General features: G+C 63.0%; 16 protein-coding genes. 4 read left to right on the forward strand and 12 right to left on the reverse strand.

The annotated features are described in order from the left end of the window. Nucleotides 1–104: 104 nt before the first annotated feature. The 3 genes from odhB to typA form a co-directional block, all read right to left on the reverse strand. On the reverse strand, nt 105–1,379 hold the full coding sequence (gene odhB / locus BLT65_RS13235) for a 2-oxoglutarate dehydrogenase complex dihydrolipoyllysine-residue succinyltransferase (RefSeq protein WP_042315026.1): 1,275 nt from the start codon (nt 1,377–1,379) through the stop codon (nt 105–107). A gap of 143 nt (nt 1,380–1,522) precedes the next feature. Next, nucleotides 1,523–4,378, reverse strand: coding sequence for a 2-oxoglutarate dehydrogenase E1 component (locus BLT65_RS13240; protein ID WP_042315028.1), 2,856 nt, complete (start codon nt 4,376–4,378; stop codon nt 1,523–1,525). A 352-nt stretch (nt 4,379–4,730) separates the two neighbouring features. Beyond that, the gene (gene typA / locus BLT65_RS13245; RefSeq protein WP_042315030.1) at nt 4,731–6,557 is read right to left on the reverse strand and encodes a translational GTPase TypA; all 1,827 of its coding nucleotides are present in this window, start codon (nt 6,555–6,557) and stop codon (nt 4,731–4,733) included. Nucleotides 6,558–6,857: 300 nt separating this feature from the next. On the opposite strand from typA, the gene BLT65_RS13250 reads away from it, so the two are divergent. The 4 genes from BLT65_RS13250 (at nt 6,858) to BLT65_RS13265 (ending at nt 11,855) form a co-directional block, all read left to right on the forward strand. After that, the gene (locus tag BLT65_RS13250; protein WP_007587418.1) at nt 6,858–7,373 is read left to right on the forward strand and encodes a MarR family winged helix-turn-helix transcriptional regulator; all 516 of its coding nucleotides are present in this window, start codon (nt 6,858–6,860) and stop codon (nt 7,371–7,373) included. Nucleotides 7,374–7,430: 57 nt separating this feature from the next. Continuing rightward, nucleotides 7,431–8,939 (forward strand): efflux transporter outer membrane subunit, encoded by a 1,509-nt coding sequence (locus tag BLT65_RS13255; protein WP_091778316.1) that lies wholly within the window; start codon nt 7,431–7,433, stop codon nt 8,937–8,939. Between the two features lie 80 nt (nt 8,940–9,019). Then, nucleotides 9,020–10,240 carry an EmrA/EmrK family multidrug efflux transporter periplasmic adaptor subunit gene (locus BLT65_RS13260; protein WP_042315034.1) on the forward strand — a complete coding sequence of 407 codons (1,221 nt, stop codon included), beginning with the start codon at nt 9,020–9,022 and terminating at the stop codon, nt 10,238–10,240. A gap of 49 nt (nt 10,241–10,289) precedes the next feature. Then, on the forward strand, nt 10,290–11,855 hold the full coding sequence (locus tag BLT65_RS13265; protein ID WP_042315036.1) for a DHA2 family efflux MFS transporter permease subunit: 1,566 nt from the start codon (nt 10,290–10,292) through the stop codon (nt 11,853–11,855). An 801-nt stretch (nt 11,856–12,656) separates the two neighbouring features. On the opposite strand, the gene truB is transcribed toward BLT65_RS13265, so the two are convergent. The 9 genes from truB to BLT65_RS13310 form a co-directional block, all read right to left on the reverse strand. Further along, nucleotides 12,657–13,583 carry a tRNA pseudouridine(55) synthase TruB gene (gene truB, locus BLT65_RS13270; RefSeq protein ID WP_091778318.1) on the reverse strand — a complete coding sequence of 309 codons (927 nt, stop codon included), beginning with the start codon at nt 13,581–13,583 and terminating at the stop codon, nt 12,657–12,659. Between the two features lie 24 nt (nt 13,584–13,607). Continuing rightward, a complete protein-coding gene (rbfA, locus tag BLT65_RS13275; protein ID WP_007588526.1) occupies nt 13,608–13,973 on the reverse strand; it encodes a 30S ribosome-binding factor RbfA in 366 nt (121 codons plus the stop codon). A 179-nt stretch (nt 13,974–14,152) separates the two neighbouring features. Further along, nucleotides 14,153–17,041, reverse strand: a complete 2,889-nt coding sequence (gene infB / locus BLT65_RS13280; protein WP_042308504.1) for a translation initiation factor IF-2 — start codon at nt 17,039–17,041, stop codon at nt 14,153–14,155. A gap of 96 nt (nt 17,042–17,137) precedes the next feature. Next, complete coding sequence (gene nusA, locus BLT65_RS13285; protein ID WP_007588524.1) at nt 17,138–18,613, reverse strand: transcription termination factor NusA; 1,476 nt, start codon at nt 18,611–18,613, stop codon at nt 17,138–17,140. Next, the gene (rimP, locus tag BLT65_RS13290) at nt 18,610–19,068 is read right to left on the reverse strand and encodes a ribosome maturation factor RimP (RefSeq protein ID WP_007588523.1); all 459 of its coding nucleotides are present in this window, start codon (nt 19,066–19,068) and stop codon (nt 18,610–18,612) included. The genes nusA and rimP overlap by 4 nt, the downstream gene beginning before the upstream one ends. Nucleotides 19,069–19,524: 456 nt before the next feature. Next, nucleotides 19,525–21,330, reverse strand: coding sequence for a 23S rRNA pseudouridine(2605) synthase RluB (rluB, locus tag BLT65_RS13295; RefSeq protein WP_091778320.1), 1,806 nt, complete (start codon nt 21,328–21,330; stop codon nt 19,525–19,527). Nucleotides 21,331–21,390: 60 nt separating this feature from the next. After that, nucleotides 21,391–22,458 carry an SMC-Scp complex subunit ScpB gene (scpB, locus tag BLT65_RS13300; protein WP_091778323.1) on the reverse strand — a complete coding sequence of 356 codons (1,068 nt, stop codon included), beginning with the start codon at nt 22,456–22,458 and terminating at the stop codon, nt 21,391–21,393. 337 nt (nt 22,459–22,795) lie between these two features. After that, nucleotides 22,796–23,983: a pyridoxal phosphate-dependent aminotransferase gene (locus BLT65_RS13305; protein ID WP_425273117.1), complete on the reverse strand. Its 1,188-nt coding sequence runs from the start codon at nt 23,981–23,983 to the stop codon at nt 22,796–22,798. Nucleotides 23,984–24,130: 147 nt separating this feature from the next. Next, complete coding sequence (locus tag BLT65_RS13310) at nt 24,131–25,033, reverse strand: LysR family transcriptional regulator (protein WP_007588518.1); 903 nt, start codon at nt 25,031–25,033, stop codon at nt 24,131–24,133. Between the last annotated feature and the right edge of the window lie 80 nt (nt 25,034–25,113).

The raw sequence follows: 25,113 nt of genomic DNA on the forward strand, positions 1-25,113 counted from the left end.
GGCGCGCGTGGCTTCAGATACTGCGGAAATGCGAGAGACACCTGATGCAGATATGGCGACGGCGGCGCACGACTTCAAGCCGCGCGGCCGCCGCGCATCCTGCATTACAGGTCGAGCAGCAGACGCGCCGGATCTTCCAGCGCGTCCTTCATCGCGACCAGCGACAGCACGGCTTCGCGGCCGTCGATGATACGGTGGTCGTACGACAGCGCCAGATAGTTCATCGGGCGGATCACGATCTGGCCGTTTTCGACCACTGCGCGTTCCTTCGTCGCGTGAACGCCGAGGATCGCCGATTGCGGCGGGTTGATGATGGGGGTCGACAGCATCGAGCCGAACACGCCGCCGTTCGAGATCGAGAACGTACCGCCCGTCATTTCTTCGATCGACAGCTTGCCGTCCTTCGCCTTCTGGCCGAATTCGGCGATCTTCTTCTCGATGTCCGCAAGGCTCATCTGGTCTGCGTTGCGCAGGATCGGCACCACGAGGCCACGCGGCGAGCCAACAGCGATACCGATGTCGAAGTAGCCGTGATAGACGATGTCGTTACCGTCGATCGACGCGTTCACCAGCGGGAACTTCTTCAGCGCGTGGACAGCCGCCTTCACGAAGAACGACATGAAGCCGAGCTTCACGCCATGTTCCTTCTCGAACCTGTCCTTGTACTTGTTGCGCAGGTCCATGACGGGAGCCATGTTCACTTCGTTGAACGTCGTGAGGATGGCGTTGGTTTGCTGCGACTCGAGCAGACGCTCGGCGATACGCGCGCGCAGACGCGACATCGGCACGCGCTGTTCCGGACGGTCCTTAAGCCACTGGTCGGCCGATGCCGGCGCGCCCACTTGCGGCAGGGCCGGCTTGGCAGCGCGAGCGGGCGCTGCTGCCGGTGCCGGCGCAGCCTTGGCAGCCGGTGCGCCTGCGGCGACGGCGTCCTGCTTCGTGATGCGGCCATCGCGGCCCGTGCCGGCGACGTCGCCCGCAGCAACGCCCTTCTCGGCCAGAATCTTCGTCGCAGCCGGCGATGCCGTGGTGCTTGCGCCTGCCACAGCGGCAGCCTGTGCCGGTGCAGCCGCGGCTGCCGGCTCAGCTTGCGGAGCCGGCTTGACTTCGGCTTCGACAGCCGCTTCGCCCGCCTTGCCTTCCGTGTCGATCTTCGCGATCACTTCGTCGGCGACCACGATATCGCCGTCGTTCTTGATGACTTGCGCGAGCACGCCTGCCGACGGAGCCGGCACTTCGAGCACGACCTTGTCGGTTTCGATTTCGATCAGGATTTCGTCCTGGGCGACAGCTTCGCCCGGCTTCTTCTTCCACTGCAGCATCGTGGCTTCCGAGACCGACTCGGACAGCTGGGGGACCTTGACTTCAACAATAGCCATTTGATTTCTCTGAATACGTATCGGATGACAACGAACCTTGTGCGAGCCGCGTCCGATATTTGCGCGTAGAGACGCGCTTACATGGGATGTTTCCGACGCGGGGCGGGAAAGCGCTCAGCGCTTTCCCGGTTCGCTCTCTGTGGTTATTTAACGATGGACGCGCCTTTCAGACGGCCAAACGCGCCTTCGATCAGCGCCTTCTGCTGCTCGTAGTGCTTCGCGTAGTAGCCGACAGCGGGCGAAGCCGAAGCGGGACGGCCGCTGTATGCCAGCTTCTGTCCTTCCTTCATGCCTTCGCGCAGGTGATGTTCGATGTAGAACCACGGGCCCTGATTCTGCGGCTCGTCCTGCACCCACACCACTTCGGTTGCGTTGTCGTACTTCTTCAGTTCGGATTCGAACTGCTTGTGCGCGAACGGATAGAGCTGTTCGATACGCACGATCGCGACGTCTTGTGCCTTCGCTTCGCGGCGATGCGCGAGCAGGTCGTAGTACACGCGGCCCGAGCAGACCAGCACGCGCTTGACCTTCTTGGCGTCGATCGAATCGTCCGTTTCGCTGAGAACCGGCTGGAACGAGCCCTTCGCGAGTTCCGACAGATCCGACACGGCTTCCTTGTGACGCAGCAGCGACTTCGGCGTGAAGACGACGAGCGGCTTGCGGAACAGACGGATCATCTGGCGGCGCAGCAGGTGGAAAACCTGTGCCGGCGTGGTCGGTTGAACGACCTGCATGTTGTGATCTGCGCACAGTTGCAGGAAGCGTTCGATACGCGCCGACGAGTGCTCCGGACCCTGGCCTTCGTAGCCGTGCGGCAGCAGCATCGTCAGGCCCGACACGCGGCCCCACTTCACTTCGCCCGACGAGATGAACTGGTCGATCACGACCTGCGCGCCGTTCACGAAGTCGCCGAACTGCGCTTCCCACGCGACGAACGTGTTCGGCTCAGCCGTCGAGTAGCCGTATTCGAAGCCGAGCACGGCTTCCTCGGACAGCACCGAGTCGATCACCGTGAACTTCGCCTGACCTTCGGCGATGTTCTGCAGCGGCACGTACGTGCCGTCGTTCCAGCGTTCGCGGTTCTGGTCGTGCAGCACCGCGTGACGGTGCGTGAACGTGCCACGGCCCGAGTCCTGACCCGTCAGGCGCACGGCATAGCCCGATGCGACCAGCGACGCGAATGCCAGATGCTCGCCCATGCCCCAGTCGAGTTGCGCTTCGCCACGGCCCATTGCACGGCGGTCGTTGATCACGCGCTCGACGAGCGGGTGAACCTTGAAGCCTTCGGGGATCGTCGTGATGCGCTCGGCGAGACGCTTGAGTTCGGCGAGCGGCACGGCGGTGTCCGCTGCGTCCGTCCACTTGCGGTTCAGGAACGGAACCCAGTCGACGGCGTACTTGCTCTTGTAGTTCGACAGGACCGGGTCGACCGTGTGGTGGCCTTCGTCCATCGCCTTGCGGAATGCCTTGATGAATTCATCGCCCTGATCGGCGGTGATGACGCCTTGCTGCACCAGCTTTTCCGCGTACAGCGCGCGGGTGCCGGGATGCTTGGCGATCGTCTTGTACATCAGCGGCTGCGTGACGGCGGGCGTGTCCTGCTCGTTGTGACCCAGCTTGCGGAAGCAGATGATGTCGATCACGACATCCTTGTGGAACTGCATCCGGAAGTCGATGGCCAGCTGCGTGGCCAGCACGACCGCTTCGGGATCGTCGCCGTTCACGTGCAGCACGGGCGCTTCGATCATCTTGACGACGTCCGAGCAGTACAAAGTCGAGCGTGCGTCGCGCGGGTCGGACGTGGTGAAGCCGATCTGGTTGTTGATGACGATGTGCAGCGTGCCGTGCGTGCCGTAACCGCGCGTTTGCGCGAGGTTCAGCGTTTCCATCACGACGCCCTGACCTGCGAAGGCGGCATCGCCGTGGATCTGCACGGGCAGCACTTGCAGGCCGTTCTCGTCGCCGCGACGGTCCATACGGGCCTTCGCCGAGCCTTCGACCACCGGGTTGACGATTTCGAGGTGCGACGGGTTGAACGCGAGCGACAGGTGAACCGGGCCGCCTTCCGTTGCGACGTCCGACGAGAAGCCCTTGTGGTACTTCACATCGCCTGCGGGCAGATCGTCGACGTGCTTGCCTTCGAATTCGGCGAACAGGTCAGCGGGCATCTTGCCCAGCGTGTTGACCAGCACGTTCAGACGGCCGCGGTGCGCCATGCCGATGACGATTTCCTGCACGCCGCTCTTGCCTGCGTGATGCACGACTTCGTCCATCGACGCGATGAAGCTTTCGCCGCCTTCCAGCGAGAAGCGCTTCTGACCGACGTACTTCGTGTGCAGGAAGCGCTCGAGGCCTTCTGCTGCCGTCAGACGGTTCAGGATGTGCTTTTTCTTGTCAGCCGTGAAGTTCGGCGTGGAGCGGATCGATTCGAGACGTTCCTTCCACCAGCGCTTCTGTTCCGGGTCGCTCAGGTACATGTACTCGGCGCCGATCGTGCCGCAGTACGTGTCGCGCAACGCCTTGACGATGTCCCGCAGCGAAGCCTGCTCGAAACCGAAGTACAGGTTGTTCGTGTTGAACGTCTGGTCCATGTCGGCTTCGGTGAAGTCGTAGAACGCAGGTTCAAGCTCGGGAATGTTCGGACGTTCGCGGCGCTTCAGCGGATCGAGGTTAGCCCACTGCGAGCCGAGGAAGCGATATGCGCCAATGAGGGACTGCACATAGACTTGCTTACGCGCGGTGGTGAGATCCTCACCACCCGTGCGCGGCAGGAAGGCATTCGCCTTTGCGCGCTGAGCAAATGATTCGACGATCGGGCCATGGGCCACGTCGTTGGCACTGGTGCCATCCGATGCAGGAACGTTCTGCAGAGCGTCGAAATAGTTGCGCCAGGTCTCGGGCACTGACGCGGGATTGTCGAGATATGCTTCGTACAACTCTTCTACGTACGGAGCATTGCCGCCGAACAGATACGAGTTCGACTGGAATTGCTTCATCATTTTACGCTCACCTTTCTTCGAGCTTCTCGAGAAATAGCGGGTTACTGAACCTTCCGCGACACGGCCTGACCGTTTAGCGGATTGCGCGAATCAAGTCTTGCTTGGAAGGACCTAAACTTGCACTCGCGGGAGCATAGCACATAACCCATAGTTGACATAGGACAGGTCTCAACTGGAAAGCCCGTGCTACGGGGCTTTGCGGCAAGTTTTATGCTTGCGTAACAGTGTTTGCGGCACTGCAGAAGAATACTTTAGGCGCTTATAGGAAGCTCTGCAGCGAAACGCGCAACGCCAATGCAAAAAGCCGCCCGAGGGCGGCTTTTTGCTGAGACTTTCGCGAGGCTTCGCGCGATCAGTCGACGGCTGCTTCGCGGCTTGCGCGGCGGCGCTCGTGTTCCTTCAGATGGCGCTTGCGCAGACGGATGCTTTGCGGCGTCACTTCAACGAGTTCGTCTTCGTCGATGAATTCGACCGCGTATTCCAGCGACATCTGGATCGCCGGCACGAGGCGCACGGCTTCGTCAGTACCCGACGCACGCACGTTGGTCAGCTGCTTGCCCTTGATCGGGTTCACGACGAGGTCATTGTCACGGCTGTGAATGCCGATGATCATGCCTTCGTACAGCGCGTCGCCCGGCTTCACGAACATGCGGCCGCGATCCTGCAGCTTCCACAGCGCGTAAGCGACAGCAGCGCCGTCGTCCTGCGAGATCAGCACGCCGTTGCGGCGCTCGCCGAGCGAGCCGTCCTTGACGGGCGCGTATTCGTCGAACACGTGGCTCATCAGGCCCGTGCCGCGCGTAAGCGTCAGGAATTCGCCCTGGAAACCGATCAGGCCACGCGCCGGAATGCGGTACTCGAGGCGCGTACGGCCACGGCCGTCCGACGCCATGTCGAGCATTTCGCCCTTACGGCGGCCCAGCTCTTCCATCACGCCGCCCTGGTGCGAGTCTTCGAGGTCGACCGTCAGCAGTTCGTACGGCTCGTGCTTCACGCCGTCGACTTCATGCAGCACCACGCGCGGACGCGACACGGCCATCTCGTAGCCTTCGCGGCGCATGTTTTCGATCAGGATGGTCAGGTGCAGCTCGCCACGGCCCGACACTTCGAACACGGTTTCGTCGCCGGTGTCTTTCACGCGCAGCGCGACGTTGTGGTTCAGTTCCTTCATCAGACGGTCGCGGATCTGGCGGCTCGTGACGAACTTGCCTTCCTTGCCTGCGAGCGGCGACGAATTCACGAGGAAGTTCATCGTCAGCGTGGGTTCGTCGACGGTGATCATCGGCAGCGCTTCGGGCGCTTCCGGCGCGCAGATCGTCGCGCCGATACCCACTTCTTCGATACCGTTGATCAGCACGATGTCGCCGGCTTCGGCTTCAGCGACCTGCACGCGCTCGAGGCCTTCGAACGACAGCACCTGGTTGATCTTGCGGTTCAGGATTTCGCCTTCCGGACCGAAGCGGATCACGACCTGCTGACCCGGCTTGATACGGCCACGCGTGATGCGGCCAACGCCGATACGGCCGACATACGTCGAGTAATCCAGCGACGTGATCTGCAGTTGCAGGGGACCGTCCGGATCAGCCGGGCGAACCGGCACGTGTTCGAGAATCGCTTCGAACAGCGGACGCATCGTGCCTTCGCGCACGCTCGGGTCCAGGTCGGCATAACCGTTCAGGCCCGACGCGTAGACGATCGGGAAGTCAAGCTGGTCTTCGGATGCGCCGAGCTTGTCGAACAGGTCGAACGTCTGGTTGATCACCCAGTCGATACGCGCGCCCGGACGGTCGATCTTGTTGATCACGACGATCGGCTTCAGACCCAGCGCGAGCGCCTTTTTCGTCACGAAGCGGGTTTGCGGCATCGGGCCTTCGACGGCGTCGACGAGCAGCAGCACGGAATCGACCATCGACAGCACGCGCTCCACTTCACCGCCGAAGTCGGCGTGACCCGGGGTGTCGACGATGTTGATGTGCGTGCCTTCGTATTCGACGGCGCAGTTCTTGGCGAGAATGGTGATGCCACGCTCTTTTTCGATGTCGTTCGAATCCATCACGCGTTCAGCGATTTGCTGGTTTTCGCGGAAGGTGCCGGATTGGCGGAGCAGCTGGTCGACGAGCGTGGTTTTGCCGTGGTCGACGTGAGCGATGATGGCGATGTTGCGAAGAGCGCGGGACATAGGAACCTGGAGACGCTGGGATACGAGTGGAGTGCGCCACCTGCCCAGCCACCTTCGCCAAGCCCAAAGCGCACTTTTGGGAACCAATAAGTATAGCACGGACGAGTGAAGCTTTTCTGGTATTCCCTGATACCGGACTCCACAGTCTCAATAAAGCGACACGCAACACGCCGCGCGCAGCCGCCGCGCACTCTCCTATGACGCGAGAAAGATCCTTGCCTAAGCTGTAATAACGCTTGCCGCGTCAATTATTCGTCACTACAATCCTGCATAGTCAACCATTGCATTCGCACGAGAATCATGACCGAACCGTCCCACACGCCATCGCCCGAGGTCAGCGAATACCAGTTGGGCGAGAGCGTCGGCTATCTGATTTCCCGCGTGAAGTCGACCATGTCGAACCTCGTGACGCAGCGCACGATGGCCGAACTCGGCATCACCAGCCAGCAGGCCAGCGTGCTGTTCATGGTTGCCAGCGGCAAATGCGTGCTCGCCGCCGAACTCGCGCGGGAATACGGCATCGACGCCAGCGCCGTCACGCGGCTGATCGATCGCCTCGAAAAACGCGGCCTGCTGACGCGGGTGCGCAGCGCTGAAGACCGGCGCGCGGTGCGCCTTGCGCTGACGGCCGAAGGTCACGCGATCGCCGCGCGCATGCCGGCTGTCTTCACGAGCGTGACCGAGAAGCTGCTATCTGGCTTTTCGCCTGAGGAAACGGGATTCCTCAAAAGCCTTCTGAGACGCGTGCTGGCGAACAGCTGCGAAGTGTTCAGCGAAACCCGTGACTCGGCAAGCAATACCGATAACAAATCGTAAGAAATTAGTTGCATCGTCCATTATAGAAAAATGCCATTACACGCAAAGAGTCGAGCGATGAGATTCCTTTCCAGGCCCGCGCCCGCTTCGTCGGGACGTGCGGCCGTCGCCGCGGTCGTGGCGGCGTTTGCCCTCGCCGGCTGCGCGAACTATTTCGATCTGAAGAACGACAACAAGATTGCGTCGACCTCGCAGTTCGAAGCGTCGCAAAGCCTGCCCGCCGAAGGCGGCCAGTGGCCGACGCTCGATTGGGCCGGCCAGTTCGGCGACCCGCAGCTGCCGAAGCTGATCGCGGAAGCGCTCGAAGGCAATCCGTCGATCGCGCAGGCGCAGGCGCGCATCGCGAAGGCTTCGTCCTATATCGAATCGTCGAAGTCGGCGCTTTATCCGAAGGTCGAAGGCAGCTATTCGTGGACCCGCGAGCTGTATTCCGCCAATGCGCTGTTCCCGCCGCCCTACGGTGGGACCTGGTACAGCGAAAACAACGTGCTCGCCAGCGCTTCCTGGGATCTCGACCTGTGGGGTAAGAACCGTCAGCGGCTCGGCCAGGCCGTGTCGCAGGAAAAGGCAGCCGAAGCGGACATGCAGCAGGCGCGCGTGACGCTCGCCGCGTCGGTTGCGCGCACGTATAACTCGCTCGCGCAGTTGTATGCGCTGCGCGACATCGCCGAGCGCGAGATCAAGAATCGTCAGACGATCGGCGTCATCGCGAACGACCGCGTGAAAGCCGGCCTCGACACGAACGTCGAGCGTCAGACGGCCAATGGCAACATCGCGACGAGCCAGTCGAACCTGACGGAACTCGACGGCCAGATCACGACCACGCGCTACGAACTCGGTGCGCTGCTCGGCAAAGGGCCGGACCGCGGCCTCCAGATCGCCAAGCCAACGTTCAACCCGGGCGGCGCCGTCACGCTGCCCGACAACGTGCCCGCCGATCTCATCTCGCGCCGCCCGGACATCGTCGCGGCGCGCTGGCAGGTCGAGGCCGCGATGCACGACGTGAAGGAAGCGAAGGCCGAGTTCTTCCCGGACGTGAACCTGGCTGCCGGCTTCGGTTTCGATGCGTTCGGCTGGGGCAAATTTCTGACCTCGTCGAGCCGCCAGATCCAGTTCGGCCCAGCAATCCATCTGCCCATCTTCGACGCCGGCGCGCTGCGCTCGCAACTGAAGGGCCGCTACGCCGACTTCGACCTCGACATCGCGAACTACAACCAGACGCTCATCAACGCGCTGTCGGACGTCGCCACGCAGATTTCGTCGATCCGCTCGCTGGATCACCAGCAAGGCGACGCGCAGCGCGCACTCGACGCATCGACGAAAGCGTACGACCTCGCCGTGATCCGCTATAAGGCCGGGCTCTCGCCGCAGTTGCAGGTGTTGACGGCCGACCAGAACCGCCTTTCCGCCGAACAGACCGTGACGAACCTGAAGATGCGCCGCCGCGATCTGCAGATCGCGCTGATCAAAGCGCTCGGCGGCGGTTTCGACGCGACGCAGACGGGCCTCATCGTGCCGACGGATGCGCCCGCTTCGTCGGCCTCGGCGGCCCACGCGGCCAACTGAGCTCACAGCAAAGCAAGCACACGCACACCCGATTGCGATCCGAATAAACGATACAGACTGACAGAATCCGGAGCATATCCATGAGCACGCCCCAACAACCCGCGAACGCGCAGCCGGCCAGCAACGGCAAACGCAAGCGCATGATGACGCTGCTCGTCATCGTGATCCTGATTGCCGCGATCGCGTACGGCCTCTACTACTTCCTCGTCGCGCGCTTCCACGAAGAGACCGACGACGCGTACGTGAACGGCAACGTCGTACAGATTACGCCGCAAGTGACGGGCACCGTCATCGCCGTGAACGCGGACGACACGCAGACCGTCAAGGTCGGCGAACCGCTCGTCGTGCTCGATCCCGCGGACTCGCGCATCGCGCTGCAATCGGCGGAAGCGAATCTCGGCCAGGTCGTGCGTCAGGTGCGCGGCCTCTACGCCGACGACAGCCAGTACCAGGCGCAGGTCGCCGTGCGCCAGTCGGACCTGTCGCGCGCGCAGGACGATTTGAAGCGCCGCATGCAGGTCGCCCAGACGGGCGCCGTATCGCAGGAAGAAATCTCGCACGCACGCGATGCCGTCAAGAGCGCGCAAGCCGCGCTCGACGCGTCGCAGCAGCAGCTCGCGTCCAACCGCGCGCTGACGGCGAACACGACGATCGCGAGCCACCCGAACGTGCAGGCCGCTGCCGCCAAGGTCCGCGACGCGTATCTGAACAATGCGCGCAACACGCTGCCCGCACCCGTCACGGGCTATGTCGCGAAGCGCTCGGTGCAGGTCGGCCAGCGTGTCGCGCCGGGCAATCCGCTGATGGCGATCGTGCCGCTGAACGCCGTCTGGGTCGACGCGAACTTCAAGGAAGTGCAACTCAAGCACATGCGCATCGGCCAGCCCGTCGAACTGACGGCGGACGTGTACGGCTCGTCGGTCAAGTATCAAGGCAAGGTGGTCGGCTTCTCGGCGGGTACGGGCTCGGCGTTCTCGCTGCTGCCCGCGCAGAACGCGACGGGCAACTGGATCAAGGTCGTGCAGCGTCTGCCCGTGCGTATCGCGCTCGATCCGCAGGAACTGGAGAAGCATCCGCTGCGCATCGGCCTGTCGATGCAGGTCGAGGTGAGCATCAAGGACGACACGGGTGGCGAGCTCGGCAGCGCGGTGAACACGGTGTATCAGACCAACGTGTTCGAAAAGTACGGCGATCAGGCCGACGCAGAAATCGCCCGCATCATCACTGAAAACGCCGGCCCGAATGCAGGCCAGCCGCAGAAGGCGACGACGGGCTCGAAGGCTGCGGCCAAGCTGATGTAAGCGGTACGCATCTGCCACGCATCTGCATCAGACAAGGTTCGAACAATAGATGGCTCAGTCTCAAGCGCAAGTCCCTCACCCGCCGCTCGAGGGCGCGCAACTGGTGATCGGCACCATCGCGGTGTCGCTCGCCGTTTTCATGAACGTGCTGGACACGTCGATTGCGAACGTGTCGATTCCGTCGATCTCCGGCGACCTCGGCGTGTCGTCCGACCAGGGCACGTGGGTGATCACGTCGTTCGCGGTCGCCAATGCGATCTCCGTGCCGCTCACGGGGTGGCTCACCGACCGGATCGGCCAGGTGCGCCTGTTCATGGCGTCGATCGTGTTGTTCGTGATCTCGTCGTGGATGTGCGGGCTCTCGCCGAACCTGCCGTTCCTGCTCGCCTCGCGCGTGTTGCAGGGCGCCGTGGCCGGTCCGATGATTCCGCTGTCGCAAACGCTGCTGCTCGCGAGTTATCCACGTGCGAAAGCGCCGATGGCGCTATCCATGTGGGCGATGACGACGCTGATCGCGCCCGTCGCCGGTCCTATTCTGGGCGGCTGGATCTCGGACAACATCTCGTGGCCGTGGATTTTCTACGTGAACATCCCGGTCGGGATCATCGCCGCGCTCGCCACATGGGCGATCTTCCGCAACCGCGATTCCGTCATCAAGAAAGCGCCGATCGATATGGTCGGTCTCGTGCTGCTGATCACGTGGGTCGGCTCGTTGCAGGTGATGCTCGACAAGGGCAAAGATCTCGACTGGTTTTCATCGACGACGGTCGTGGTGCTCGCGCTGACGGCAGTGATCGCGCTGGCGTTCTTTATCGTGTGGGAGTTGACGGACAAGCATCCTGTCGTTGACCTGTCGCTGTTCAAGCTGCGCAATTTCACGGGCGGCACGGTGGCGCTCGCGATCGGCTACGGACTGTACTTCGGCAATCTCGTGCTGCTGCCGCTGTGGCTGCAAACCGACATCGGCTACACGGCGACGGACGCGGGTCTCGTGATGGCGCCAGTCGGCGTGTTCGCGATCATTCTTTCGCCGCTGACGGGCAAGATTCTGCCGCGCACCGATCCGCGCTATATCTCGACGGCGTCGTTTCTGGTGTTCGCGCTGTGTTTCTGGATGCGCTCACGCTATACGACGGGCGTCGATACCTATTCGCTGATGCTGCCCACATTGATTCAGGGGATCGGTATGGCCGGGTTCTTCATTCCGCTCGTGTCGATCACGCTGTCAGGGTTGCCGGGGAACCGGATTCCGGCGGCGTCGGGGTTGTCGAACTTTGTGCGGATCATGTGTGGTGGGATCGGCACGTCGATCTTCGAGACGGCCTGGGATCATCGATCGATTCTGCATCATGCGCAGTTGACCGAGCATGCGAATGCGTATAACCCGGTGTTCAATCAATCGGTTACGCAGATGAGTGGGCTCGGGCTGAATCAGTCGCAGGCTTATGGGCTCGTCAATTCGATGACGACGCAGCAGGCGGCGCAGCTTGGGGTGAATGATCTGTTTTATATTTCGGCGGGGATTTTTGTTGCGCTGATTGCGTTGATCTGGGTGACCAAGCCTGAGCGTGCGGGTGGTGGGGATTCGGCCGCCGCGGCGTCGGCGGCGCATTGAACATATGCTTTTGATTTGCCCTTCGGGCGGTTGGTTTGGTTTTGTTTGTTTTGCTTTTCGCTGGTATCCGCGGTTTGGCTTCGTGGTACGGCCGGTTTGGTTGTTCTAGCCTTTTCGCTGGCATCCGCGATTTGTTTTGCCTGCTTCAAGCGTCGCCCCTGTGCGGGGCGGCACCTACTTTTCTTTGCCGCCGCAAAGAAAAGTAGGCAAAAGAAAGCGGCTAACACCGCCAGCACGTGTTCTTATCCACGGGCCCCCAACGTCCCCACGCTTCACATGACAGTGCCTCGGTCGGCGCTCGTTGCCAACGCTTCGAATGAACGCCTCACCCACTTCAAATACCCGCACACGTGCTAGCGGCACAAAACACGGCCCAAGTGCTCCAAACGCCTCACTCCGGACCGATAGCGCAGGCGTTTCATGTAAGAGCGCCACGCTATACGACGCGACAACCTACACACAGTTTGCCACCTGGGCGGCGGTGGACTATCTGGCACGGCATGCTGAAACGCGGGGGCGTGAAGCGGGTGAGGCGCACTGGAAGAGCGCTGGCAACGAAGTTGAATCGAGAAGTTGCCGCGAGAAGTAAGGGACCGGTTGGGGTCCCTCAGGCGGGAAGAAATGTTGGCGGTGTTAGCCGCTTTCTTTTGCCGCCGCCCCGCACAGGGGCGACGCGTGAAGTGCGAAGGCAACACGCGGATGCCAGCGCAAGGGCTAGAACAACCAAACCGACCGTACCACGAAGCCAAACCGCGGATACCAGCGAAAGGCAAACCAAAACCAAACCGCGAAAGCAAAAACCTAACTCACGATTAACCGCTCAGGCGCCAACACCCCCTCACCCACTCTCGCGACCCCGAGCAGTTTCCCCTCGCTTGCATAAACCCGCGTACGAGTAGCGTGAAGAACACTCTCATCAACAGAAAGATCAGCAAGCCGTAACCGCTGACCATGCAGAAAACGACGAGTCGCTTCAGCATCGAGCTGAACCGAAGGAAACGTCGACAGCAACGCATCAACAGGCTGAAGCCACGCATCGCGCTCGTCCGGCAGCGCATCCGACAACGCATCCAGCGTCACCGAATTAGCAAGCGTCAACGCGCCGACACCCGTGCGCCGCAGCATAACGAGATGGGCACCACAGCCGAGCGCCTCGCCGATATCCTCGGCCAGCGTACGGACATACGTCCCCTTACTACACGTCACGCGAAACGTCACATCCGGCAACGCACACGCGAGAAGTTCGAGCGCATGAATCGTCACCTGGCGCCCTTCGCGCTCGACGGTCTGCCCAGCGCGCGCATACTCGTACAATGGCTTGCCGTCGCGCTTGAGCGCCGAATACATCGGCGGCACCTGAACGATCTCGCCGCGAAATTGCGCGAGGGCCCTTTCGACAGCGCCCTGATCGCACGTAACGTCGCGCGTTTCGATAGCCTCGCCTTCGGCATCGCCCGTCGCCGTGCGGATGCCGAGCCGCATCGTGGCTTCGTACGTTTTGTCCGCTTCCAGCAAATCCTGCGAAAACTTCGTCGCTTCACCAAAACAGAGCGGCAGAAGACCTGACGCGAGCGGATCGAGCGTGCCCGTGTGGCCCGCCTTCTTCGCGAGATACAGACGCTTTGCGCGAATCAGCGCGTCGTTGCTCGACAGACCCACCGGCTTGTCGAGCAGCAGCACGCCATCCAGCGCGCGGCGCGGCACCTTGGGACGTTGATTCTGAGTCATATATGCGCGTGCCTCGACTTGCGATCAGTCGTCTTTCGCGCGCGAAGCATTCGCCTCGTCGATCAGGCGTGACATCTCAACCGCGCGCTCGATCGTCTTGTCGTAGTGGAAATGCAGCGTCGGCACCGTGTGAATATGCAGGCGCTTGAACAGCAGATTGTGCAAATGGCCCGCGGCGTGATTGAGCGCGTCCTGCGTCTGATGCGGATCGCCCGTCAGCGTCGTGAAATAGACCTTCGCGTGGGCATAGTCAGGCGTCAATTCGACGCTCTGAAACGTGACCATACCGATGCGCGGGTCTTTGACCTCGCGGATCAGATCGGACAGGTCGCGTTGAATCTGATCGGCGATCTGCACATTGCGATTGGGAGAAGTACGTTTCTTAGGCATGGTGAATCCGTGATCCGTGCTGCCGGATGGCAAGATGTTCGTCGCGCATTCGGCGGCAGCGAGCCACAGACAAGTCGAACGCAAACGCGGCAAACACGACAAAAAAGTCGATACAAAAACAAAGGGGCGGGACCGGGCTTCAGCGCCCCGCCCCGCCCCTCATGCGCTTGACGCCTGAATTACAGCGTACGCGCGACTTCCGTGACTTCGAAGACTTCGAACTGATCGCCTTCCTGGACGTCGTTGAAGTTCTTCACCGACATACCGCATTCGAAGCCCTGGCGCACTTCCTTGACATCGTCCTTGAAGCGCTTGAGCGAATCGAGCTCGCCCGTGTGGATGACGACGTTGTTGCGCAGCACGCGCACCGACGACGACCGCTTGACCACACCGTCCGTGACCATACAGCCCGCCACCGTGCCAACCTTCGGCACCTTGAAGACCTGACGGACTTCGACCATGCCCGTGACGACTTCGCGCTTCTCCGGCGCCAGCATGCCCGACATCGCCGCCTTCACCTCATCCACTGCGTCATAGATGATGTTGTAGTAACGGATGTCGATACCGTTGGTTTCCGCCAGCTTGCGCGCCTGCGCATCCGCACGCGTGTTGAAGCCGATGATGACCGCCTTCGACGCCGTCGCCAGGTTGACGTCCGACTCGCTGATGCCGCCGACCGCGCTATGCACGATCTGCACACGCACTTCGTCGTTCGACAACTTGAGCAGCGACTGCACCAGTGCTTCCTGCGAGCCTTGCACGTCGGCCTTGACGATAAGCGGCAGGTATTGCACTTCGCCTTCGCCCATCTGCTCGAGCATGTTTTCGAGCTTCGCGGCCTGCTGCTTCGCCAGCTTCACGTCGCGGAACTTGCCTTGACGGAACAGTGCGACTTCGCGCGCCTTGCGGTCGTCCGGCATGACGATGACTTCTTCGCCCGCCGCGGGGACTTCCGACAGACCCTGGATTTCGACCGGGATCGACGGACCTGCCGCCTTGGTCGGCTTGCCGGTTTCGTCGAGCATGGCACGCACGCGGCCGTAGGCGCTGCCTGCCAGCACGACGTCACCGCGGTTCAGCGTACCCGACTGGACGAGGATCGTTGCAACCGGACCCTTACCCTTGTCGAGCTTCGCTTCGATCACGAGGCCCTTGGCCGGTGCTTCGACAGGTGCCTTCAGTTCCAGCACTTCCGCCTGCAGCAGCACGTTTTCGAGCAGATCGTCGATGCCCGCGCCCGTCTTGGCCGACACCGACACGAACGGCGAATCGCCGCCGTATTCTTCCGGCACCACGCCTTCCGCGACGAGTTCCTGCTTCACGCGGTCCGGATTCGCGTCCGGCTTGTCGATCTTGTTGATCGCGACGACGAGCGGTACGCCGCCTGCCTTCGCGTGCGAGATCGCTTCCTTCGTCTGCGGCATCACGCCGTCATCCGCTGCGACGACCAGAATCACGATGTCGGTTGCCTTCGCACCGCGCGCACGCATTGCCGTGAACGCTTCGTGACCCGGCGTATCGAGGAACGTGATGACGCCGCGCGGCGTTTCGACGTGATACGCGCCGATGTGCTGCGTAATGCCGCCCGCTTCGCCCGCCGCAACCTTCGCGCGACGGATGTAGTCGAGCAGCGAGGTCTTGCCGTGGTCGACGTGACCCATGACCGTGACAACGGGAGGACGCGGCAGCAGCGGCGCATCGGAGATCTCGCCTTCGACCAGCATCGCTTCCGGATCGTCCAGCTTCGCCGCGACGGCATGGTGGCCCAGTTCTTCGACGACGATCATCGCCGTTTCCTGGTCCAGCATCTGGTTGATCGTGACCATCTGGCCAAGCTTCATCATCACCTTGATGACTTCCGAAGCCTTCACCGACATCTTGTGCGCAAGGTCGGCCACCGTAACGGTTTCCGGGACATGCACTTCACGCACGATCGGCTCGGTCGGCGCCTGGAAGGTCGTGGCTTCCTGATGCTTGCCACGGCCCTTCGGACCGCCACGCCAGCCGCGATCGACGCCGCCGCTCGAGTCGCCGCGCGTCTTGATGCCACGGCGCTTCGCTGCGTCGTCCTGCCAGCCGCCCTTGCCGCCCGCCTTCTTCTTGTCGCCGCCGGGACCTGCCGGCTGCGTAGTCGCTGCCGGTTGTGCCGTGGTAGTCGTGGGCTTCTTCGCGGCCGGACGCGCCGACGTTTCGCCAGCCGGACGCGCCGGCTTGTGCAGCGTGCCCTTCGCTTCGGCCGGCTTGGCTGGCTCGACGGGCTTCGGTGCCGGTTCCGGCGCCTTCACCTGCGCCTTGCGCGGCGTGTTCATCATTTCGCGGATCGCGCGCGCTTCGGCTTCCGCCTTGGCGCGGCGCTTCGCGATTTCTTCCTGTTCGAGGCGCGTCTTCTCGGCCTGTTCGCGTGCCGCGTCTTCAGCCTTCTTCGCCGCTTCACGCTGCGCTGCGCGCTCGGCCGCCGCGCGCTCTTCATCCTGCGAAGACGCACGTTCCTGCTCGGCCTGCTCGCGAGCCGCCGCTTCGGCCACCGCCGCTGCGCGCTTCTTCGCCGCTTCCTCTTCGGCGCGGCGACGCTCCGCCTCGGCCGCCTGTTCGCGTGCCTGACGCTCGGATTCTTCAGCCGCGAGACGGTCCTGGCGCTCCTTCAACTCCTGAGCCTGCTTCTCGAGCAGTTCCGCCTCGTGACGCGCTTCTTCCTCGCGACGCTGCAGTTCCAGATCTTCCGCTTCGACCACATTGTTCGATGCTTCCGCGCCTTGCTCGACGGCTTCGTCACGGCGGACGAAAGTGCGCTTCTTGCGCACCTCGACCTGAATGGTACGAGCTTTACCCGTCGCGTCGGACTGCTTGATCTCCGACGTATGCCGCTTGGTCAGCGTGATCTTGCGCTTGTCGGCATCGTTCGAGCCGTGTGACTTGCGCAAGTGGTCAAGCAGACGCGCCTTGTCCGTTTCGGACAAGGCATCGTCCTCACTCGCTTTCTGAACACCCGCTGCGTGCAGCTGCTCGAGCAGCACGCCTGCAGGCATTTTCAGTTCCGCGGCAAATTGGGCTACGTTGTTACTCGCCATTCATTCCTCTTAATGCAAGGATCAGTTCCTTGCGGTTAGCATCGGGTCATGCAGCCTTACGGCCGCGATCAGGTCAGTGGTTCATGGTCTTGGATCTCATTGAAACCAGTGTTCACGGGCCTTCATAATCAACGCCTTGGCGGCGTCTTCATTCATGCCGGTCATCTCGACCAGCTCGTCGACAGCCAGTTCCGCCAGCTCGTCGCGCGTCTGGATCTGGTGTTCAGCCAGCTTCGCAAGCAGCTCGGCATCCATTCCGTCGAGGCTCTTCAGGTCGAGCGCAACGCCTTCGACCTTCTCCTCGTTCGCAATCGCCATCGTCAGCAGTGCGTCACGCGCGCGGTTACGCAGCTCGTGAACCGTGTCTTCGTCGAACGCTTCGATTTCGAGCATCTCGTTGAGCGGCACGTAAGCGATCTCTTCGAGACTCGTGAAACCTTCGTCGATCAGGATGTCGGCAACTTCTTCGTCGACATCGAGACGCGCCATGAACAGGTCGCGCAGTACGCTGCGTTCCTGGTTCTGCTTTTGCGCAGACTCGTCCGGCGTCATGATGTTGATCTGCCAGCCGGTCAGTTCGCTGGCAAGACGCACGTTCTGGCCGCTGCGGCCGATAGCGACGGCCAGTTCGTTTTCGTCGACGACGACGTCCATCGAATGCTTTTCTTCATCGACGACGATCGACTGGACGGCTGCCGGCGCGAGCGCGCCGATCACAAACTGGGCGGGATCTTCCGACCATAGCACGATGTCGACGTTTTCGCCACCGAGCTCGTTGCGCACAGCCTGCACGCGCGAGCCGCGAATGCCGACGCAGGTGCCGATGGGATCGATGCGCTTGTCGTACGCGACCACGCCGATCTTGGCGCGCACGCCCGGATCACGTGCGGCCGCCTTGATTTCCAGCAGGCCCTGCTCGATTTCCGGCACTTCCATTTCGAAGAGCTTCATCAGGAACTCGGGCGCCGTGCGCGACAGTTCGATCTGCGGACCGCGCGCGGTGCGATCGACCTTGCCGATATACGCACGGACGCGGTCGCCGACGCGCAGGTTTTCCTTCGGAATCAGCTGGTCGCGGCGCAGCAGCGCTTCGACACGGCCCGATTCGACGATGAAGTTACCCTTGTCGAGACGCTTGACGGTGCCCGTCATGATGCTTTCGCCGCGCTCGAGGAAGTCGTTCAGGATCTGCTCGCGTTCCGCGTCGCGCACCTTCTGCAGGATCACCTGCTTGGCAGCCTGCGCACCGATACGGCCGAATTCGATGGACGGAACGGGTTCTTCCAGGAAGTCGTCGATCTCTGCGTCGGCCTTCTGCTCGCGCGCTTCGAACAGCAGGATTTCCTGATCCGGCTCCTGCAGCCCTGCTTCGTCGGGCACGACTTTCCAGCGACGGAACGTTTCGTGCTCGCCGCTTTCACGGTCGATATGAACGCGGATGTCCGCGTCTTCGTCGAAGAGTTTCTTGGATGCAGACGCGAGCGCTGCCTCGAGCGCGGCAAACACCACGTCCTTGTCGACATTTTTTTCGCGTGCCAGCGCATCCACCAGCATCAACACTTCGCGACTCATTGTTTGCGGCTCCTAAAGTCAACTTTCGGAACGAGGCGTGCCTTGTCGATATCCGCGAGCGTGAAATCCAGCATCGCGGCGCCTTCCTTCCCTTCAAATTCCAGACCGATCGTTTCGCCTTCGGGCGCATGCAGGATGCCCCGGTACGATTTCCGTCCGTCCAATGGCTTTTTCAATGTGATGACCACTTCGCTGCCCGCGAAGCGTTCGAAGTCCGCCAGTTTTTTCAGCGGACGGTCGAGACCCGGCGACGATACTTCAAGACGCTCGTAATCGATGTTTTCGACCGTCAGTACGTGCTGGAGCTGACGGGTAACTTTTTCGCAGTCTTCGATCCCGATGCCGGCGGGCTGGTCGATATAAACGCACAGCATGCCGCGCCCGGTGCGCTCGAGATCGACGAGCTCGTAGCCGAGGCCCACGACCGTGGTTTCAATCAGTTCCGTCAGTTGCACAGTGCCCTCTAAGATGTTCGCGCTGCAAGCCTTCGCGATACACCCGCGAGCTGCGCGCCAAGCCGGCGCACGTTCGTGCTACCCGAGATGCCGATCCACATAAACTAAGCGGCAAAAAAAAATGGGCGAAACGCCCATCATCTTATTGCCGGTGGTCGCACCTGAGCCGCACATGAAAATGAAACCGCACGCCCAGTGACTTCGTGATTGTAGCCATTTTTCACGATGAACGCAAACCGCCGACCGGCCACTGACGCCCATTTGCGGCTGATTCCGCCGTAATCAAGGCGCGAAACGGGGTGTTTTACGGCATTTCGTGCGGATGGCCTCGCGCGCCGCAAACCATCGAAGCGGCACGAGCACGGCTGGCCTAACGCAAACCGGGGCGCGAACGCCCCGGTAATTCAATCATGCAGCGCGACGGGCAGATCAAGACTACCCGCAACGATGACGCGATCAGCGTCCGCGCGAACGGTTGCGCGGCGCGCCGCCGGTGCGATTTCCGCCGCCGGAGTTCGGACTGCCGCCTGTGCGATTGCCGCCGTTGCTCGAACGGTTGCCACCCGGCGCGCCGTTCGGCGTGCGGCCACCGCCGCTGCCACCGCGCTTCGGATTGGCGCCCGCGGCCGCGCGGTTGCCCGAAGGCGCGCGATTGCCGTCGACTTCGCCGCGACCAGGACGGCCCCGTCCTTCGCCGCGATTGGGGTTCGCATTGCCGAAGCCGCCGCCCGCACCCGAATTCAACGCGCCGAATGCGCCCGGGCCCTTCGCGCCGCGCCGGTTCTGGCCGCCGCCGCGTGGCTGCTGCTGGTCGAAACGTCCATGCGACATCAGCACCGGCTCGCGGTTGATGAAGCCCATCGACGTCTGCATCGGATCAGGCTGACGACGCTCCGGCTCGCCGCGGCGTCCGCCCTTCTCTTCGGCCGGCGCCTTCAGACCCACCGACGCCAGCAGGCTGCGCACCTGATTGTCCTCGAGTTCTTCCCAACGCCCGCGCTTCAAACCGCGCGGCAGCGTGATCGGACCGTGACGCGTGCGGATCAGCCGGCTCACCATCAGGCCGACGGCTTCGAACATCCGGCGCACTTCGCGGTTGCGCCCTTCAGCGAGCGCGACGTGATACCAGTGATTCGTACCCTCGCCGCCGCCGTCGCGAATACGCAGGAAGTTCGCCGGACCGTCTTCCAGTTCGACGCCGTGCAACAGCTTTTGCCGGTTGCCTTCCGCCAGTTCGCCGACCACGCGCACCGCGTATTCACGCTCGACGCTGTAACGCGGATGCATGAAGCGGTTCGCCAGATCGCCCGACGTGGTCAGCATCAGCAGGCCTTCCGTGTTGAAGTCGAGGCGGCCGACTGCCAGCCACTTCGCGGTCTTCATCGGCGGCAGCTTGTCGAATACCGACGGACGGCCTTCCGGGTCAGCGTGGCTGACGATTTCGCCCGTCGGCTTGTGATACAGCAGCACGCGCGGCGGTTTGTTCTGCAGTTTGCGCTTGACGGGCTTGCCGTTGATGCGCACCAGATCGGTCGGCATGATGCGCTGGCCGATGTGCGCCGGCTCGCCATTGACCGACACGCGGCCCGCAACGATCAGCTCTTCCATCTCGCGGCGCGAGCCCATGCCCGCCTCGGCGAGCACCTTGTGCAGCTTGGGTGCGTCGTCGTCCGGTGACAGCACGCGCTTGGGCGCGGCAGGCCGGCCACGGCGCAGCATCGGTGCGCGCACGCCGCCTGTTCCGGAGCTGTCGGCATCGAAGGCCGGCGACGTCACCCAGGCGAACAGATCGTCCTGCTTGTCGCCTTCGGCAGCTGCCACGGGCGCCACGTCACCCGCATCGCCGCCACGGCTCTTGCGTTGATTTCCTTGATTACCTTGCCGCGGGCCTTGCTGGCCGCCCTGCTTGCCGCCCGCGCGACGGCCGCCCTGGCCTTGTCCCTTGGCGGCCGCGTCCTTGCGCGGCATCCGCACTTGCGCGACGACTTCGCCATCGGGCGGCGCTTCCGTTACGACGGGCGCCGGCTGCGCGCCAGCGGCGTCAGCCGCCTTCGCCTTCGTCCCCGCGCGGCGGCGCGCGATCAGGCTGCGCGGACCGCGGCGCAAGCCGCGGCGCGGCCGCTCGTCGCCTTCGGCGTCCGGCGCGTGCGCATTCCGCTCGCTGTCGCCCGCCGACGTTTGCGCTGTGCGCGTTTCGTCGGGGCGCGCAGCAGCGAAGGCGCGCTCGGATTCGGACGAATCGGTGTCGTGGATGTCTGTCAAAACAACCTCAAAATGTCAGGTCGCGCGCCCGTTGCGGGCGCGGCAAAAAGTACGGTTACGTCAGGCGCTGCGCGACTCGGTTTCGTCGTCGGCGAGTTCGCCCGCGTCGGGTGCGGTGTCGCGGCGATCATGATGATCGTCATGCACCGCTTGACTCTGGTCTGATCCGGCCGGGTTGGCGCGAGCCGCGTCCCCAGTCTCGTTATGCAATTCGCGCGTATCTTCGTGTTGCTCTTCCGACTGCGCGTCGGAACCGGCTTCATGAGCCAGTTCTGTTTCGTGCGTCGCCTCATCGGCGATGCGGTGTTCGGTGTGCGCCAACGCATCCATGCGTTCGACGCCGGGTTCGGCATGGTCAACGGATGCTTGCGACGCCGCCTGCATGTCTTCTTCAAACGTTGCCGCTTCGTCCGCGTCTGGCTGTGACTGCGTTTCTTCGCTGGCGCGTTCGGCTTCGGCGGCGGCATCCGGCGCTTCGACGCCCTCCAGTGCAGCATGAGCCATGCCATCGACAGCGTCGTCGCCCACTTCCACCGCGACGCTCTCGACATCGACCACTTCGCCGTCCGTGAACTCGATTGCGTGCTGCGCGAGCAGATCGATGTTCGACTGGGCCGACGGATCGTCGAGCGGCGGCAGCTCTTCGAGCGACTTCAGGCCGAGGTCGTCGAGAAACGAGCGCGTCGTCGCGTAAAGCGCCGGGCGGCCCGGCACATCGCGATGGCCGATCACTTCGATCCAGCTGCGGTCTTCGAGCTGCTTCACGACCTGCGTATTCACGGTCACGCCGCGAATTTCCTCGATATCGCCGCGCGTGACGGGCTGCCGGTACGCGATGATCGCAAGCGTCTCGAGCACCGCGCGCGAATACTTCGGCGGCTTCTCGGGATGCAGGCGGTCGAGATACGTGCGCATCGCGGGCTTGCTCTGGAAACGCCAGCCGGACGCCAGTCCGACGAGTTCGACACCGCGTCCGGACCAGTCGTGCTTCAGGTCTTCAAGCAACGTGCGGACCGTATCCGCCGACACGCCGTCGGCAAACAGCTTACGCAAATCACCGAGCTTTAACGGCTCCTGCGCGCAGATCAAGGCAGTCTCGAGGACGATCTTCGCCTCTTGGGTATTCATGCAGCTAGGTCAGACCCTGTGGTCAAAGAAACCGGATCAAACAGACGATGTGGAACTGAAGACGCGCTCGCCCGATTCTGATCGGTCATATTGATGGGAGCACGCACCGGGGGGAGGCGAAAAAGGCATCGAGCCAAACCCAGCCGGACGACGGAGCAGCGAAATTCCGCGAGGGAACCGCGTGACTGGCTGCCATATTACGCAAAAACAATCGGTGCGTAAAGACGAAATCCAAACTGCACCGTAATCGACATACACGGCCATGCATAACGCGTCGGCGTGCCGCGTGACTTGGGCACGCGACGCCGCTTTCGCAGGTTCAACACGTTCAGCGCATTCAGCGCACGGCGCCGTGTCGTTCGAGATAGTCTTTGAGCCGTTCGACGCCCGCGTCGAGCCGCGCCGTGTCGCACGCGTAGCACCAGCGCACAAAGCCCTCGCCTTCGGGTCCGAACGCGCTGCCGGGCGCGAGCCCGAGCCTCGCATCGCGGACCAGCGCCTTGCACAGATCGAGACTCCGCGACGCGCCCGGCAAAGAGAAGAACACGTACATGGCACCCGGCGGCGCCTTTGCGTCGACGCCCGGCACGGTCGACAGCGCCCTTACCAGGTGATCCCGGGAGGCTCGTAAATCGGCGACCAGTTCGTGCGTAAACGCCGCGCCCTGCTCGATCGCCGCGATGCCCGCCTGCTGCACGAACGCCGGCGAACAGGACGTGTTGTATTCGACGAGCTTGCCAAGATCGTCCATCAGCGAGGCCGGCGCGACGATCCAGCCGAGCCGCCAGCCCGTCATCAGCCACGCTTTCGAGAACGAGTTGACGCAGATCACGCGCTCGTCGCGCGCGGCGAGGTCGAGGAACGACGGCGCGCTTTCGCCCGGCTCGCCTGCGTAGTAGAGACGCTCGTAAACCTCATCGGCGACGATCCAGATGCCGTGGCGCCTGCAATGCTCGAGTACGACGCGCTGCTCGTCGCGGCTCATCACCCAGCCGGTCGGATTGTTCGGCGAGTTCAGCATCAGTAGCTTCGTGTCCGGCGTCAGCGCGGCGAGCAGCCGCTCCAGATCGAGCTGCCAGCCCTGCGCACCATAATCGAGCGACACGGTGTCGACCTGTGCGCCGAGAATCTTCGGAATCTCGACGAGGTTCGGCCACAGCGGCGTCACGGCCACCACGCGGTCGCCCGCGCCCACGACCAGTTGCGCCGCCAGCATCAGCGCATTGACGCCCGCGCTGGTCACGGCCACATGTTCGACCGACGTCGGCCCGTGCAGCGCGCTCACATAGCGCGCAAGCGTCTCGCGCAACGGCGCGATGCCGAGGTTATGCGTGTAGAACGTCGCGCCCGATGCGAGCGCCGCGCTCGCGGCATCACGAATGAATGGCGGCGTCACGCGGTCGGACTCGCCGAACCAGAACGGCAACACGTCCGGCAAACCAAAGCCGGCGTTGGCCACTTCGCGGATCTGCGACGGACGCAGCGCACGAACCGCGTCGCGGGCGTCCGGTCGCGCGGTTGGCATCGACGCAGTTGGCATCGATTCAGGCATCTGAGACGGGGGCAAGTCCGTTTGGCGCATCGAGGGTCCCGGCGGGTCTGTCGAAAGATGCGAGTGTAACGTGTCGCAAAATGTGGACGGCGCGAATCCGGCAAGCGCGCGATCAAGGCCTCAGCGCAAATCCTCGGTCCGGCCGGGCACCTGATGAATCAGGTTCCACACGGCGTCAGCGGCGGGCGACAGCGAGCGGTCGCGCCGCCGCACCAGTTCGACAGTCCGTTCGGCGCGCGGCACGAGCGGCCGGGCGACCAGCGACGATCCCGCCGGCAGCGGCATCGCGAGCCACGGCAGCACGCTCACGCCGATACCCGCCTGCACCAGCCCGAACACTGTCGACGGATGGCCGAGTTCCTGCACGATATTGGCGCTCACGTGGTGCGCTTCCAGTGCAGCGTCGATGATCGGCCGGCTGCCCGACGCGTGATCGAGCATCACGAGGCGCTCGCCGTCCAGTTCGCGCCACGCGACCTGGGCGCGCGACGCCAGCGGATGGTCTTCGCGCGACACGAGGCAGAACGAGTCGGTCATCAGCGGCTCGGTGAACAGGTCGTCGGCGGACAACGGGCCGATCACCACGCCGAAGTCCACCTCACCCGACTTGACCTTGCGCACGACATCGCTCTGCACGTCGTCGCGCAACCCGAGCGTGATGTACGGAAACTGCGCCCCGCACGCCGCGACGATATTCGGCATCAGCCGGCACGCGATGGTCGGGCTGGCCGCCACCATCACCCGGCCGCGCCGCTGTTCGCCGATTTCGCGAATCTCGCGCAGCGCGTCGTCGAGATCGGTCAAGAGGCGCGACACGCTCGCGACCAGATTGCCGCCAACGTCCGTCAGCTGGACTTCGCGCGTCGTCCGGTCGATCAGCTTCAGGCCGATCTCGGCCTCCAGTTCCCGCACGCAGCGGCTGACGGCAGACTGCGTCAGCCCGATTTCGCTCCCCGCGCGGCTGAAGCTCTGAAGTCGCGCCACTTCGATGAACACGCGCAGTTGGCGCAGCGTCACATTCATCCCCTCTCCTCATGAATGACGTCGTTTGATGCGAATTTTATGCTCCGAAACACGTTCGCGCACGGTTTCGTGATGTTCGC

The organism is Paraburkholderia steynii, from assembly GCF_900100565.1.
In the GTDB taxonomy this organism is placed as follows: Bacteria; Pseudomonadota; Gammaproteobacteria; order Burkholderiales; family Burkholderiaceae; genus Paraburkholderia; species Paraburkholderia terrae.